A 12,516-nucleotide genomic window follows, 5' to 3' on the forward strand; every position below is an offset into this window, starting at 1 on the left:
GCGTGAAGCTCCTGAGTATGAGTGCATATTTGCGCAGTGCGCGTGGCAAAGAGGGAGGATTCTTTGCCGGGCTGGCGGTGACCGCCTTTTGATTTATTACGAAGGGTAAAATAAATCCCGGTTTGTTACTTTGACGGCTATCACGTTTCGGCAATCACAGCCGCGCACTTTACGAAATTTCTCACTGACACGCACGATTAATCAGCGATAAAAAGCTGACCCTGCCTGAAAAAACAGGGTCATATCGGCAGGTTACAGATTAATTACAAGGGCTAAAATAAAAGCCAATCAGACGCCCAGTTTGCTCATAGGGATATGAAACAGCGTAGAGAAGTTTTGCGTAGTGGTGGCGGCCAGGGTTTCCATATCCACACCTTTCAATACGGCCAGATATTCGGCCACATCGCGGGTATAAGCGGGCTGATTCTCTTTACCACGATACGGCACTGGCGCCAGATAAGGGGAATCTGTCTCCACCAGCATCCTGTCCAGCGGCACATAACGTGCGGCTTCGCGTAACTGTTCGGCATTGCGGAAGGTCACGATACCGGAAAAAGAGATGTAGAAGCCCATATCCAGCAGTTTCGCTGCTGTGGGCTGATCTTCAGTGAAGCAGTGCAGCACGCCGCCGCAACGCTCAACCTGCTCTTCACGCAGGATCGCCAGCGTATCTTCACGTGCATCACGCGTGTGAACAATGATCGGTTTGTTCAGCGCGATACCGGTGCGGATATGTTCCCGAAACGAGCGCTGCTGCTGATCTTTGGTCTCTGGCTGATAGTGATAATCCAGTCCGGTTTCACCCAGTGCCACTACCTGTGGATCCGCAGAGAGCCGACGAAACTCTTCTACGTCATAGGCCTCCTCCTGATTCAGAGGATGCACACCGCAGGAGAGCGCAATATTTTTTCGATCGCCAACCAGGCTTTTCAGCGTGTGAAAACCCGGCAGCGTGGTGGCGATAGCCAGCATAAACTTCACATCACGTGCCGCCGCTTTGGCGATAACATCATCAAGGTCACGATGATTCTTTTCATAATCCAGGCCATCGAGATGGCAATGGGAATCCACAATAAACATAATTACTCTCAGATAGGTTTAGCCGACCAGCGCAGGCTTCTTTTTGTCCGCCCAGTTCAAAAGCTGATCGGTCAGCAATAGTTCGCGATTCACAGACGCCACATGCAGTAACTGCTCACGACAGCGCATCCATTCCTGGGTACTGCTGTTGAGGGCGCTGGCTGAAAAGTATCCGGCCAGCAACTGCACCACATCCTGACGATCGATATTACTCAGCCACTGACCTGCGTTTTGCTGCCATTTCATCGCGTCCAGCAGTAAAGAGAGCAGCCAGCCGATACGCGTGGCTGCATCGTCCGCGTTCAGCGCAGGCAGCAGTTGCAGGATGTCCTGCTGTAACGCAGCGGGCAGCGCATCACAGAGTTTCTGACGAGCCTGCCACGGCCCGGTTTCCAGCAGGCTCAGTGCCGCTCCGGGTGCGCCCGCACTCAGGCGCAACGCCGCCAGCAGCATCTGCTCATTGTGCGAAGACTGCTTCTTCAGCCAGAGCAGACTTTGTCCTTCGTCTGGTGGCGTCAGATGCAGCGTCATGCAGCGGCTGCGTAGCGTGGCCAGCAGACGTGAGGGATCACGGCTGCTGAGGAAGAACCAGCTGTTGGCTGGCGGCTCTTCCAGTGTTTTCAGCAGTGCATTGGCTGCCGCTTCCGAAAGCTGTGCGGCATCCGGCAGCCAGACGACTTTTGCGCCGCCCTGCTGACCAAAGTGATACATTTTTTCTGTTACCTGACGCACCGCATCAATGCCCAGGATATTTTTGCCCTTCTCAGCTTCAAGGCGATACCAGTCAGGATGAGTGCTGGCCTGCATCAGCTGGCAACCGTGGCACTCTCCGCAACTCTTCAGGCCATCTCGCTGCTGGCACATCAGCCAGCGGCTCATTCCCCAGACCAGCGCCTCATCGCCCATGCCTGCCATTGCCTGGATCATCAGCGCATGATGCGCGCGATTCTCCTGGTGCTGGCTAATCACCTGACGGTAAGGCTGATTCAGCCACGGATACCAGTTCATCACATCTGCTCCGACAGCCAGCTATCCAGCGTCAGCTGAAGTGACGCTGTCACTTCCGTGAGAGATTGAGTCGCATCAATGGTGAGGATAGTGGACTCTTCTGCGGCCAGCGCCAGATAGCGCGCGCGGGTGCGTTCAAAAAAGCGCAATGACTCCTGCTCAATGCGATCCAGCTCACCACGCGCACGGGCACGCTGCAGACCAATGTCAGGAGTCACATCAAGATAGAGCGTCAGATCGGGACGGAAATCGCCTAAAACAGCATCACGCAGCGTCTTCATCAGTTCGCTGTCGAGTCCCCGGCCGCCGCCCTGATAAGCCTGGGAGGAGAGATCGTGACGATCGCCAATCACCCAGGCTCCGCGAGCCAGCGCCGGTTTGATCACCGTCTCCACCAGCTGAACCCGCGCCGCATAGAGCATCAGCAGTTCAGCTTTATCCGTGACCTGCTCACCCTCAATCCCCTGCTTGACCAGGACCCGCAGCTGTTCTGCCAGCGGCGTACCGCCTGGCTCACGGGTAAAGACCAGGTCGGTGATACCACGGGCGCGCAACGTGGCGACGATGGCGTCACGTGCAGTGGTCTTTCCGGCGCCTTCCAGGCCTTCAATGACGATAAACTTACTGTTCATTTTTTTCCTTCAGCGTCTGCCGGTAGACCTGCACCGCTTTGTTATGGCTGGCAAGATTAGTAGTAAACGTATGCCCGCCCTTGCCGTCTGCAACAAAGTAGAGATAGTTAGTTTTCTCGGGATGCGCCGCAGCCTGCAATGAGGCTTTGCCCGGCATGGCGATCGGGCCAGGCGGCAGGCCGTTGATGATATACGTATTATACGCGCTGGCGGTCTCAAGATCTTTGCGGGTCAGCGTGCCGTGATAGCTGTCGCCCATGCCATAGATAACAGTGGGATCGGTCTGTAAGCGCATGCCGGTTCGCAGGCGATTAATAAACACCGAGGCTACACGCGCGCGCTCTTCACTGACGCCGGTCTCTTTCTCAATGATCGAAGCCATCGTCACCAGATCCTGTGGCGTTTTATAAGGCAGATTATCCGCCCGTCCTTGCCACACCTCATCAATGGTCTTTTTCATGCGCTCATGGGCACGCTGCAGCAGCTCCAAATCCGTGGTATTCGCCGTGTAGAGATAGGTGTCCGGGAAGAAGTTGCCCTCCAGCTGTTCTGGTTCCACTTTCAGTGCGCTGGCAAGTGTGACGAACTGATCGTCTTTCAGGGTGTGCCGGATATAGGGCGCGTTACGCAGCTCACTCAGCCACTCTTTCAGCCGCTGACCTTCCACAAACCGCACCGGGAACTGCGCCTCTTTTCCGCTTGCCAGCAGCTGTAGCAGCGAGCGTACGGTCATGGTCGGCTCAAGGCGATAAGTGCCCGCCTTAAAGGTCGCCAGTTCCGGCTCCAGACGCAGCAATGCACCAAACCAGAGGCTGCGCGGAATAATCTTTTTCTCTTCCAGCTGCGCTTCAAGCGCGACCCGGCCCGTTCCGGCGGGCAGCGTGTAGATGGTTTCCTGCTTAATGGCTAACGGGGTCGCCGCAAACTTCTTAACCTGCCAGTAACTCAGCACAGCCGCAAGACCCACGATCGCCAGCAGGCTGACGAGAATTTTTTTGCTTCGAATCATGATGCATCCATTATCTTTTCACAGCTTGCCAGCAACTGATTAAATAGCGAGCGCTCAGTAAACTTCACCGCTTCTATCTGTCGGACCGGCAGAACCGGCATCAGCGCGTTACATATCACCACTTCATCGGCGTTCATCAGCTTCGCCGGTTCGCTTTTCACTACCTGGCAAGCCTGACCAGCGGCAACAAGTTGCGCCATAAGACTCCGCCGCATAATGCCATCCACACCCGATACCGAGAGATCAGGCGTGAAAATCTGCGTCCCTTTACGCCAGAATAAATTGGCCGCACAGCATTCCACCACCCAACCTTCAGTGTCAAGCACCAGCGCCTCGTCGGCGTCTGTCTGGTCAAGATGAGCCCGAATCATCACCTGCTCCAGGCGGTTAAGGTGCTTGATACCGGCAAACTGTGCGTTCCGCGCCAGCCGGATGGGGCTGAGCCGGAGTGAAACACCCTGCTGCTGTAAATCGGCATAGTGCAGTGGCCAGGGTGCCAGCGAGACGATGCGCGCAGGTTCACCACAGCCGCGTCGGCTGTAACCTCGTCCGCCGCTGCCCGCGCTGATGATGACTTTCAGCACCGCCTGGTTTTGTTCATACGCAGCCTGTTTCATCTCTGCCTCAAGCTGATGCCAGTCGACACCACTGATCCATAACCGCTCACAGCCCTCTTTAAGGCGCTGAATGTGGCTTTCCAGCATCATAATTTTACCCTGACGCACGGCGGCGGTAGTAAAACAGCCATCCCCGAACTGCAGACCCCGGTCGCTGGCGGTCAGCGTCGATTGTTTTAACCCGTTAATCCACATCGTTCTCTCCTGAGCAGGACACGTGATTTCAGCGCATTTTACAGGATAAAAAAAGGCCCGCATTGCGGGCCTTTTTAGCAATCTACAACGATTACACTTTACGGAAGATCAACGAACCGTTGGTTCCGCCGAAACCAAAGGAGTTACACAGCGTATACTCCAGTCCAGGAACCTGACGCGCAGTGTGAGGCACAAAGTCGAGATCGCAGCCCTCATCCGGATTGTCCAGGTTGATGGTCGGTGGAACGGCCTGGTCGCGCAGCGCCAGAATCGAGTAAATCGATTCAACAGCGCCTGCGGCACCCAGTAAGTGTCCGGTCATTGATTTGGTTGAGCTGACCATTACGCTGCTGGCTGCTGCCCCAAAGACCGATTTCACCGCCTGCGCTTCCGCTTTATCACCGGCTGGCGTGGAGGTACCGTGCGCGTTGACATAGCCGATCTGCTCTGGCGTAAGCTGAGCATCACGCAGCGCATTGATCATTGCAGCCGCCGCACCTGAACCATCTTCTGGTGGTGAAGTCATGTGGTAAGCATCACTGCTCATACCAAAACCTACAATTTCAGCGTAGATTTTCGCACCACGTTTCTTCGCATGTTCGTACTCTTCAAGTACGACAATGCCCGCGCCGTCACCCAGCACAAAACCGTCACGATCTTTATCCCATGGGCGGCTGGCCGCTTGCGGATTTTCGTTGCGGGTTGAGAGAGCGCGTGCTGCACCAAAACCACCGACGCCTAATGGCGTACTGGCTTTCTCTGTGCCGCCTGCCAGCATCACGTCAGCATCGTTATAAGCGATGATACGTGCGGCGTGACCGATGTTATGCACACCAGAGGTACAGGCTGTCGCGATAGAGATGCTTGGACCTTTCAGGCCATACATGATGCTGAGATGACCCGCCACCATGTTTACGATGGTTGAAGGCACAAAGAACGGGCTGATTTTGCGCGGGCCACCGTTGACCAGTGAAGTATGATTCTCTTCAATCAGACCTAAACCACCGATGCCGGAGCCAATTGCTGCGCCCATACGGCCTGCATTTTCGTCAGTAATAACCAGACCACTGTCCTGCATGGCCTGCATACCGGCCACAATGCCGTATTGGATGAAGGCATCCATCTTGCGCTGATCTTTACGCGAGATGTAGTCATCACAATTAAAATCTCTTACCAGACCTGCAAAACGTGTTGCATAAGCACTGGTATCAAAATGGTCGATCAGGGTAATGCCGCTCTGACCGGCAAGGAGAGCACTCCAGGTAGACTCTACGGTATTGCCGACAGGAGACAACATGCCAAGACCAGTCACAACTACACGACGCTTAGACACGTTCGTCCTCCAGGGAGGGGAAATAGGGAACTATGTGGGACAAACAAAAAAATCAGGCGGTCGAGCGACCGCCTGAAGATATTCATTAGCCTTTATGGCTATTGATATAGTCGATCGCTGCCTGAACGGTAGTGATTTTCTCAGCTTCTTCGTCTGGAATCTCAGTATCAAACTCTTCTTCCAGAGCCATCACCAGCTCAACGGTATCAAGAGAATCGGCACCCAGGTCTTCTACGAAAGATGCAGAGTTGGTGACTTCTTCCTCTTTCACACCCAGCTGCTCACTGATGATTTTCTTAACGCGTTGTTCGATATCGCTCATACTATTTAATTTCCTATCAAAACTCGCTTTCGCGATGGTTTTCGTAGTGTATAAAATGGTGAAAAAGATGCAACAAAATCCCGGCTGGTCGAACCACGATTTTGCGTTATTTTGCGGTTTTAACCGCAAATAAAGCAAATGATTTCGTGATTTATCAAACCATGTACATTCCGCCATTGACGTGCAGCGTTTCACCCGTGATGTAGGCTGCTTCGTCAGAGGCTAAAAATGCAACAGCATTGGCGATTTCCTGAGCATCGCCTAAGCGACCCGCAGGCACTTCCGCCAAAATACCGGAACGTTGATCTTCGTTCAGTGCCCGCGTCATGTCAGTCTCGATAAAGCCTGGAGCCACGACGTTGACGGTAATGCCACGTGACGCGATTTCGCGCGCCAGTGATTTGCTAAAACCAATCAAACCCGCTTTTGCTGCCGCGTAGTTTGCCTGGCCCGCATTACCCATGGTTCCAACAACGGAACCAATGGTGATGATACGGCCCACGCGCTTTTTCATCATGGCACGCAGGACCGCCTTAGAAAGGCGGAATACCGATGTGAGGTTGGTATCCAGGATATCCGCCCACTCATCGTCCTTCATGCGCATGAGAAGATTATCACGCGTAATGCCTGCATTATTGACTAAAATATCCACTTCGCCAAATTCAGCGCGAATATTCTCTAAAACGCTGCTGATTGAGTCAGCGTCAGTCACGTTCAGTAACAGGCCTTTGCCCTTGTCGCCAAGGTAAGCACTGATGGCGTCGGCGCCACTCTGGCTGGTTGCAGTTCCGACCACTTTGGCACCCCGTGCCGCCAGGGTTTCTGCAATCGCACGACCAATGCCGCGACTCGCGCCGGTAACCAGCGCAACTTTACCTTCAAAGCTCATCATTTTCCTCTTATTCCTTACCGAGTGCAGCCGTCAGGGATGCCGTATCGTTAACGGCAGCCGCAGTGAGGCTATCGACAATACGTTTCGTCAGTCCGGTCAGGACTTTGCCTGGCCCCATCTCCAGGAGCTGCGTCACGCCCTGTGCGGCCATCGCTTCCACGCTCTCGGTCCAGCGAACCGGGCTGTAGAGCTGACGAACCAGCGCATGGCGGATAGCCACAGCGTCGGTCTCAGCTTTCACATCGACGTTGTTAATCACAGGCACCGCAGGTGCATTAAACGTAATGTTTTCCAGCGCAACCGCCAGTTTATCGGCAGCAGGCTTCATCAGCGCGCAGTGAGAGGGCACGCTGACCGGCAGTGGCAGAGCACGCTTAGCGCCCGCGGCTTTACAGGCAGCACCTGCACGCTCAACGGCTTCTTTGTTACCCGCAATGACCACCTGGCCCGGCGAGTTGAAGTTAACCGGTGACACTACCTGGCCCTGCGCGCTCTCTTCACAGGCTTTGCGAATAGCCGCGTCGTCCAGGCCAATAATCGCCTGCATCGCGCCGGTACCTTCTGGCACGGCTTCCTGCATCAGTTTGCCACGCAGTTCTACCAGCTTTACTGCATCAGCAAAGTTAAGCACACCTGCACAAACCAGCGCTGAATATTCACCCAGACTGTGACCGGCCATCAGGACAGGCTTTTCGCCGCCCTGCTGCTGCCAGACACGGTAGATAGCGACTGAAGCAGCTAACAGCGCAGGCTGAGTCTGCCAGGTTTTGTTCAGCTCTTCAGCCGGACCCTGGCTCACTAACTGCCACAGATCATACCCCAGCGCATCAGAGGCTTCACGGAAGGTCTCTTCAACCAGCGGATAAGTCGCTGCTAATTCAGTCAGCATGCCCACAGTCTGTGAACCCTGACCTGGAAAAACAAATGCAATTTGCGTCATCTTTCGTTCCTGTCAATCAAAAGCGAACCAGCGCAGAACCCCAGGTGAACCCGCCACCAAAGGCTTCCAGCAAAATAAGGTGTCCGGGTTTGATGCGGCCATCACGAACCGCTTCATCCAGTGCGCTTGGCACCGATGCGGCAGAAGTATTGCCATGACGATCCAGCGTGACGACCACTTTATCCATGGTCATGCCGAGTTTTTTCGCGGTGGCGCTGATGATGCGCAGGTTAGCCTGATGCGGCACCAGCCAATCCAGCATTTCGCGATCGAGATTATTGGCCTGCAGCGTTTCATCAACGATGTGAGCCAGCTCGGTAACGGCGACCTTGAAGACTTCGTTGCCAGCCATGGTGACATAGGCAGGCTGATCCTGATGGGCACGATCCTGATAAGGCAGCGTCAGCAACTGGGCGTAGCGACCGTCAGCATGAAGATGGGTAGAGATAATCCCCTGCTCTTCGCTCTGACCCAGTACAACCGCACCAGCGCCATCACCAAACAGGATAATAGTGCCGCGATCTTCCGGATCCAGTGCGCGCGCCAGGACATCAGCGCCAATCACCAGAGCATGCTTAACCGCGCCATTTTTGATGTATTGATCGGCCACGCTCAGGGCATAGGTGAAACCTGCACAGGCGGCAGCGAGGTCAAACGCCGCGCAGTCTCTGATCTCCAGCATTTGCTGGATCATGCAGGCGGAGCTTGGGAAGGCATGGCTGGAAGAGGTTGTGGCGACGATAATCAGCCCAATCTCGTTCGCGTCAATGCCAGCCATTTCAAGGGCGCGTTGTGCTGCGCTGAATCCCATAGTGGCAACGGTTTCGTCTGGCGCTGCAATGCGGCGCTCACGGATGCCGGTACGGGTAACAATCCACTCGTCCGACGTCTCCACCATTTTTTCCAGATCGGCATTGGTGCGAACCTGGCTGGGCAGATAACTGCCCGTACCGATAATTTTGGTATACATCTAGGCTTTGTCACTCCTGGCTAATACAGCATCAAGGCGCGCAGCAATTCGCTCGGGAATTTGCTGCCTCACCGCCTGCTCTGCCTGTTCTATGGCCACGGCGAAGGCGTGTTGATTTGCTGCGCCGTGACTCTTGATCACTGTTCCGCGCAATCCTAACAGACAAGCGCCATTGTATTGGTCAGGGTTGAGTTGCCCGAAGCGCTTCGCCAGACGTTTCTGGATTAAGCGTCCCAGCAACTGAAGCCACCATGACCTTTTTTTACCTTCCCCTGATGACTTAAGCAGAGAAAGAAACATTCTTACCACGCCTTCCATGGTCTTCAGCGTGACGTTTCCGACAAAACCGTCACAGACCATTACATCCGTTTTACCGGTGAGCAACTCGTTACCTTCGAGGTAACCAATATAGTTGATTTGCGATGATTCTCGCAGCACTACCGCGGCATCGCGGATGGTTTCCAGCCCTTTGGTCTCTTCATGACCAATATTGAGCAACGCGACACGGGGTCGTGGAATACCAAGCACATGCTCAGCCATCACCGACCCCATCACAGCAAACTGCACCAGCATCGCACTGTCTGAGTCAACATTCGCGCCCAGATCCAGCACCACGGTTTTACCCTGCTGCTGATGCGGTAAAACGGACATTAGCGCCGGACGTTTAATCCCATCCAGCGGTTTTAATAAGAGTGTCGACAGCCCCATTAGCGCACCGGTATTTCCGGCGCTGATGCAGGCCTGAGCACGTCCCTCTTTAACCATCTCCAGCGCCACTCGCATTGAGCTGCCGCGACTGTTCCGGATGGCCTGAGCGGGCCGCGCATCACTTGCAATAACCGATTCGGCAGGGATCACCTGCAAACGCCCCGTCAGGGAGGAATCCGCTTTGGCAAGCAATGGCATGAGAGTGTCGGGATGTCCGACCAGAAGAAGGAATAATTCCGAATGAGAGGCCAGTGCCTGCAATGCTGCAGGCACTGTCACGCAGGGACCGAAGTCCCCGCCCATGGCATCAATCGCCAGGGTCAAACGTGTCAAGGTATCGCCTTGCTAAGCAAGAAACTTACTTAACGATAACCTTGCGACCGCGGTAGTAACCGTCCGCAGTGATATGGTGACGCAGATGCGTTTCGCCAGAAACTTTATCTACTGACAGAGCAGCAGTGGTCAGCGCATCGTGCGAACGACGCATACCACGCTTAGAACGGGTGGGTTTATTCTGTTGTACGGCCATGGACCTTACTCCTATTACTTACGCTTTAAACTGGCTAATACGGCAAATGGATTTGGTTTCTCCGCCTCAGGAGGCAGTTTGCCAAAGACCATGTCCGCCTCGGACACTTCACAGTGTTCAGAATCGTGCACCGGAACGACCGGCAGTGCGAGAATCAGTTCATCCTCTACAACTGCCAGCAAATCGATCTCACCAAACTCGTTGACATCGACCGGCTCGTACGCTTCCGGTAATGCCTCGGCCTGCTCTTCAGAAGAGACAGGGCTGAAGCAGTAACTTACTTTTACGTGATGGGGAAAGGTCTGGTTGCAGCGCTGGCAACGCAACGTCACGTGTACTTCAGCAGAACCCGTCAGTACCGCCAGACGTTGATTATCAACCGCAAACGACATGGCACAATCCACATCACTGTCCACACTAACGACCGACTCGGCCACACGCTCCACCTGAACAGATGTGTAGACACCCTGATAATCAAGGCGCTTCTGAGCGGTGCGGACAGGGTCCAGCGTTAGGGGTAATTTTACCTTTTGCATAGGGCGCGCATATTAACTTTGTAATGTCATAGAGTCAAAGAAAAAGGCCGTTAAACAGCATCTTTCAACCACTATTCGCATCCAGTGCGGCGCACAGTTTAAAATGACTGTCACCAATTCGCTATCACTATTGAAAAAAAATGACACCATCAATTCTTTTAGCTTCAACTTCGCCTTTCCGGCAGGCATTACTGCATAAGCTGGGCCTGCCATTTATTACCGCTGCGCCTGAGGTGGATGAGACACCGCAGCAGGGTGAAACAGCCGAAGCGCTGGTAACCCGCCTTGCCGTAGCAAAAGCGCAGGCACTGGCAAAAATGTATCCCGGGCACTGGATAATCGGCTCTGATCAGGTCTGTGTGCTGGACGACCAGATCACCGGTAAACCTCATACCGCTGAGAATGCACGGGCACAACTGCGTGCCGCCAGCGGTAAGGCCATTACCTTTTATACTGGCCTGGCCCTTTTCCATCCGGACAATAACCAACTGCTGCAATGCTGTGAGCCCTTTGTGGTTCATTTCCGCATGCTAACGGACGCTGAAATTGCCGGGTATGTCGAAAAGGAGCAGCCATTACAGTGTGCGGGAAGTTTTAAAAGTGAAGGCCTGGGGATTTGTTTGTTTGATCGGCTGGAAGGTCGCGATCCTAATACGCTGGTCGGACTGCCGCTGATTGCGCTGAATGAAATGTTGCAGCAGGCCGGCATCAATCCTTTGACAAAGTGATGCCGGAGAACGATTACGCTTTCATCTGACGCAGTTTATTCAGACACTGCTTCAGGCCATCATCCAGTGGCGCTTCGACCCGCATCATTTCGCCGGTGCCGGGATGGGTAAAGGTCAGCGCCGCTGCGTGCAGGAACAGACGTCTTAAGCCGGTTGACGCCAGTTGACTGTCAAAGTCACGCGCACCATAACGATCGTCGAAAGCGATGGGATGCCCGGCATGCAGCGTATGCACGCGAATCTGGTGGGTGCGTCCAGTGACCGGACTCGCTTTCACCAGCGTGGCAAACTCGAACCGCTCTTCCACTTTAAAGCGGGTTTCAGACGCTTTGCCTTCGCTGCTGACACGCACTATTCGCTCGCCGCTCTGCAGGATATTTTTCAGCAGTGGCGCCTGAACCACTTTCAGATGCGACGGCCAGTTGCCGCGCACGAGGGCCAGATAATCTTTTTGCATCCCCTTTTCACGCAGTTGCTCATGCAGGGAACGCAGCGCCGAGCGTTTTTTAGCGACCAGCAGAATGCCGGAAGTGTCACGATCCAGGCGATGTACCAGCTCCAGAAAGCGCGCTTCAGGTCGCAGGGCACGTAATCCTTCAATGACACCGAAGCTAAGTCCGCTACCGCCATGTACAGCAGTACCGGAAGGCTTGTTCATGACGAGCAGCGACTCATCCTCAAAGAGGATGGCATCAGCCAGTGAAGCGACTTTTGCCAGTTTGGGGGAAACCGCATCTTCATCGCGTTCCGCTACCCGAACCGGCGGAATGCGCACCTCATCGCCCTCTTCCAGCTTGTACTCTGGCTTAACACGTTTCTTATTAACCCGCACCTCGCCTTTGCGTACGATGCGATAAATCATGCTCTTCGGCACACCCTTGAGTTGGGTGCGCAAAAAGTTATCAATGCGTTGTCCGGCATTTTCAGCCGTGATGGCGACAAAATGTACGCCGGGATTCTCTGTTTTCATGGCGGCGATTCTAAATAGTGTCCCCTGATAGCGCCACCCCTTTTTCT

The 12,516-nt window shown here is 54.3% G+C and carries 15 protein-coding genes; 1 reads left to right on the forward strand and 14 read right to left on the reverse strand.

What is annotated here, in order from left to right; translation table 11 throughout:
* Positions 1–288 precede the first annotated feature (288 nt).
* The 13 genes from ACR8BF_RS11565 to yceD all read right to left on the reverse strand — a co-directional run bounded on the left by ACR8BF_RS11565 (position 289) and on the right by yceD (position 10,771).
* Entirely contained in the window at positions 289–1,080 is a 792-nt protein-coding gene (locus ACR8BF_RS11565; protein WP_179896061.1) for a metal-dependent hydrolase, read from the reverse strand.
* 18 nt (positions 1,081–1,098) lie between these two features.
* Positions 1,099–2,088 carry a DNA polymerase III subunit delta' gene (gene holB, locus ACR8BF_RS11570; RefSeq protein ID WP_434744979.1) on the reverse strand — a complete coding sequence of 330 codons (990 nt, stop codon included), beginning with the start codon at positions 2,086–2,088 and terminating at the stop codon, positions 1,099–1,101.
* Entirely contained in the window at positions 2,088–2,720 is a 633-nt protein-coding gene (tmk, locus tag ACR8BF_RS11575; protein WP_434744980.1) for a dTMP kinase, read from the reverse strand. Before tmk ends, holB begins: the two co-directional genes overlap by 1 nt.
* Complete coding sequence (gene yceG, locus ACR8BF_RS11580; RefSeq protein ID WP_434744981.1) at positions 2,710–3,729, reverse strand: cell division protein YceG; 1,020 nt, start codon at positions 3,727–3,729, stop codon at positions 2,710–2,712. Before yceG ends, tmk begins: the two co-directional genes overlap by 11 nt.
* The gene (gene pabC, locus ACR8BF_RS11585) at positions 3,726–4,541 is read right to left on the reverse strand and encodes an aminodeoxychorismate lyase (RefSeq protein ID WP_434744982.1); all 816 of its coding nucleotides are present in this window, start codon (positions 4,539–4,541) and stop codon (positions 3,726–3,728) included. The genes yceG and pabC overlap by 4 nt, the downstream gene beginning before the upstream one ends.
* A 91-nt stretch (positions 4,542–4,632) precedes the next feature.
* Entirely contained in the window at positions 4,633–5,874 is a 1,242-nt protein-coding gene (gene fabF / locus ACR8BF_RS11590; RefSeq protein ID WP_090962214.1) for a beta-ketoacyl-ACP synthase II, read from the reverse strand.
* 85 nt (positions 5,875–5,959) lie between these two features.
* On the reverse strand, positions 5,960–6,196 hold the full coding sequence (acpP, locus tag ACR8BF_RS11595; protein WP_003849865.1) for an acyl carrier protein: 237 nt from the start codon (positions 6,194–6,196) through the stop codon (positions 5,960–5,962).
* 154 nt (positions 6,197–6,350) lie between these two features.
* Positions 6,351–7,085 (reverse strand): 3-oxoacyl-ACP reductase FabG, encoded by a 735-nt coding sequence (gene fabG, locus ACR8BF_RS11600; protein WP_090962216.1) that lies wholly within the window; start codon positions 7,083–7,085, stop codon positions 6,351–6,353.
* 10 nt (positions 7,086–7,095) lie between these two features.
* Positions 7,096–8,028 (reverse strand): ACP S-malonyltransferase, encoded by a 933-nt coding sequence (fabD, locus tag ACR8BF_RS11605; protein WP_313701742.1) that lies wholly within the window; start codon positions 8,026–8,028, stop codon positions 7,096–7,098.
* A gap of 16 nt (positions 8,029–8,044) precedes the next feature.
* On the reverse strand, positions 8,045–8,998 hold the full coding sequence (locus ACR8BF_RS11610; protein ID WP_434744983.1) for a beta-ketoacyl-ACP synthase III: 954 nt from the start codon (positions 8,996–8,998) through the stop codon (positions 8,045–8,047).
* Entirely contained in the window at positions 8,999–10,039 is a 1,041-nt protein-coding gene (gene plsX, locus ACR8BF_RS11615; protein ID WP_179896067.1) for a phosphate acyltransferase PlsX, read from the reverse strand.
* A 25-nt stretch (positions 10,040–10,064) separates the two neighbouring features.
* Entirely contained in the window at positions 10,065–10,235 is a 171-nt protein-coding gene (gene rpmF, locus ACR8BF_RS11620; RefSeq protein ID WP_003849870.1) for a 50S ribosomal protein L32, read from the reverse strand.
* A gap of 14 nt (positions 10,236–10,249) precedes the next feature.
* The gene (gene yceD, locus ACR8BF_RS11625) at positions 10,250–10,771 is read right to left on the reverse strand and encodes a 23S rRNA accumulation protein YceD (protein ID WP_179896068.1); all 522 of its coding nucleotides are present in this window, start codon (positions 10,769–10,771) and stop codon (positions 10,250–10,252) included.
* Positions 10,772–10,911: 140 nt separating this feature from the next.
* Between yceD and ACR8BF_RS11630 the strand changes: the two genes are divergently transcribed.
* The gene (locus ACR8BF_RS11630; RefSeq protein WP_434744984.1) at positions 10,912–11,499 is read left to right on the forward strand and encodes a Maf family protein; all 588 of its coding nucleotides are present in this window, start codon (positions 10,912–10,914) and stop codon (positions 11,497–11,499) included.
* A 13-nt stretch (positions 11,500–11,512) separates the two neighbouring features.
* On the opposite strand, the gene rluC is transcribed toward ACR8BF_RS11630, so the two are convergent.
* Entirely contained in the window at positions 11,513–12,469 is a 957-nt protein-coding gene (rluC, locus tag ACR8BF_RS11635; RefSeq protein ID WP_179896070.1) for a 23S rRNA pseudouridine(955/2504/2580) synthase RluC, read from the reverse strand.
* Between the last annotated feature and the right edge of the window lie 47 nt (positions 12,470–12,516).

The sequence above is a fragment of the Candidatus Pantoea rara genome, assembly GCF_051136265.1.
GTDB classification, from domain to species: Bacteria; Pseudomonadota; Gammaproteobacteria; order Enterobacterales; family Enterobacteriaceae; genus Pantoea; species Pantoea rara.

Coding starts and splice junctions, on each gene's coding strand:
- ACR8BF_RS11565 (WP_179896061.1), bottom strand. CDS start 1,080: ATGTTTATTGTGGATTCCCATTGCCATCTCGATGGCCTGGATTATGAA.
- holB (WP_434744979.1), bottom strand. CDS start 2,088: ATGAACTGGTATCCGTGGCTGAATCAGCCTTACCGTCAGGTGATTAGC.
- tmk (WP_434744980.1), bottom strand. CDS start 2,720: ATGAACAGTAAGTTTATCGTCATTGAAGGCCTGGAAGGCGCCGGAAAG.
- yceG (WP_434744981.1), bottom strand. CDS start 3,729: ATGATTCGAAGCAAAAAAATTCTCGTCAGCCTGCTGGCGATCGTGGGT.
- pabC (WP_434744982.1), bottom strand. CDS start 4,541: ATGTGGATTAACGGGTTAAAACAATCGACGCTGACCGCCAGCGACCGG.
- acpP (WP_003849865.1), bottom strand. CDS start 6,196: ATGAGCGATATCGAACAACGCGTTAAGAAAATCATCAGTGAGCAGCTG.
- fabG (WP_090962216.1), bottom strand. CDS start 7,085: ATGAGCTTTGAAGGTAAAGTTGCGCTGGTTACCGGCGCGAGTCGCGGC.
- fabD (WP_313701742.1), bottom strand. CDS start 8,028: ATGACGCAAATTGCATTTGTTTTTCCAGGTCAGGGTTCACAGACTGTG.
- ACR8BF_RS11610 (WP_434744983.1), bottom strand. CDS start 8,998: ATGTATACCAAAATTATCGGTACGGGCAGTTATCTGCCCAGCCAGGTT.
- rpmF (WP_003849870.1), bottom strand. CDS start 10,235: ATGGCCGTACAACAGAATAAACCCACCCGTTCTAAGCGTGGTATGCGT.
- yceD (WP_179896068.1), bottom strand. CDS start 10,771: ATGCAAAAGGTAAAATTACCCCTAACGCTGGACCCTGTCCGCACCGCT.
- ACR8BF_RS11630 (WP_434744984.1), top strand. CDS start 10,912: ATGACACCATCAATTCTTTTAGCTTCAACTTCGCCTTTCCGGCAGGCA.
- rluC (WP_179896070.1), bottom strand. CDS start 12,469: ATGAAAACAGAGAATCCCGGCGTACATTTTGTCGCCATCACGGCTGAA.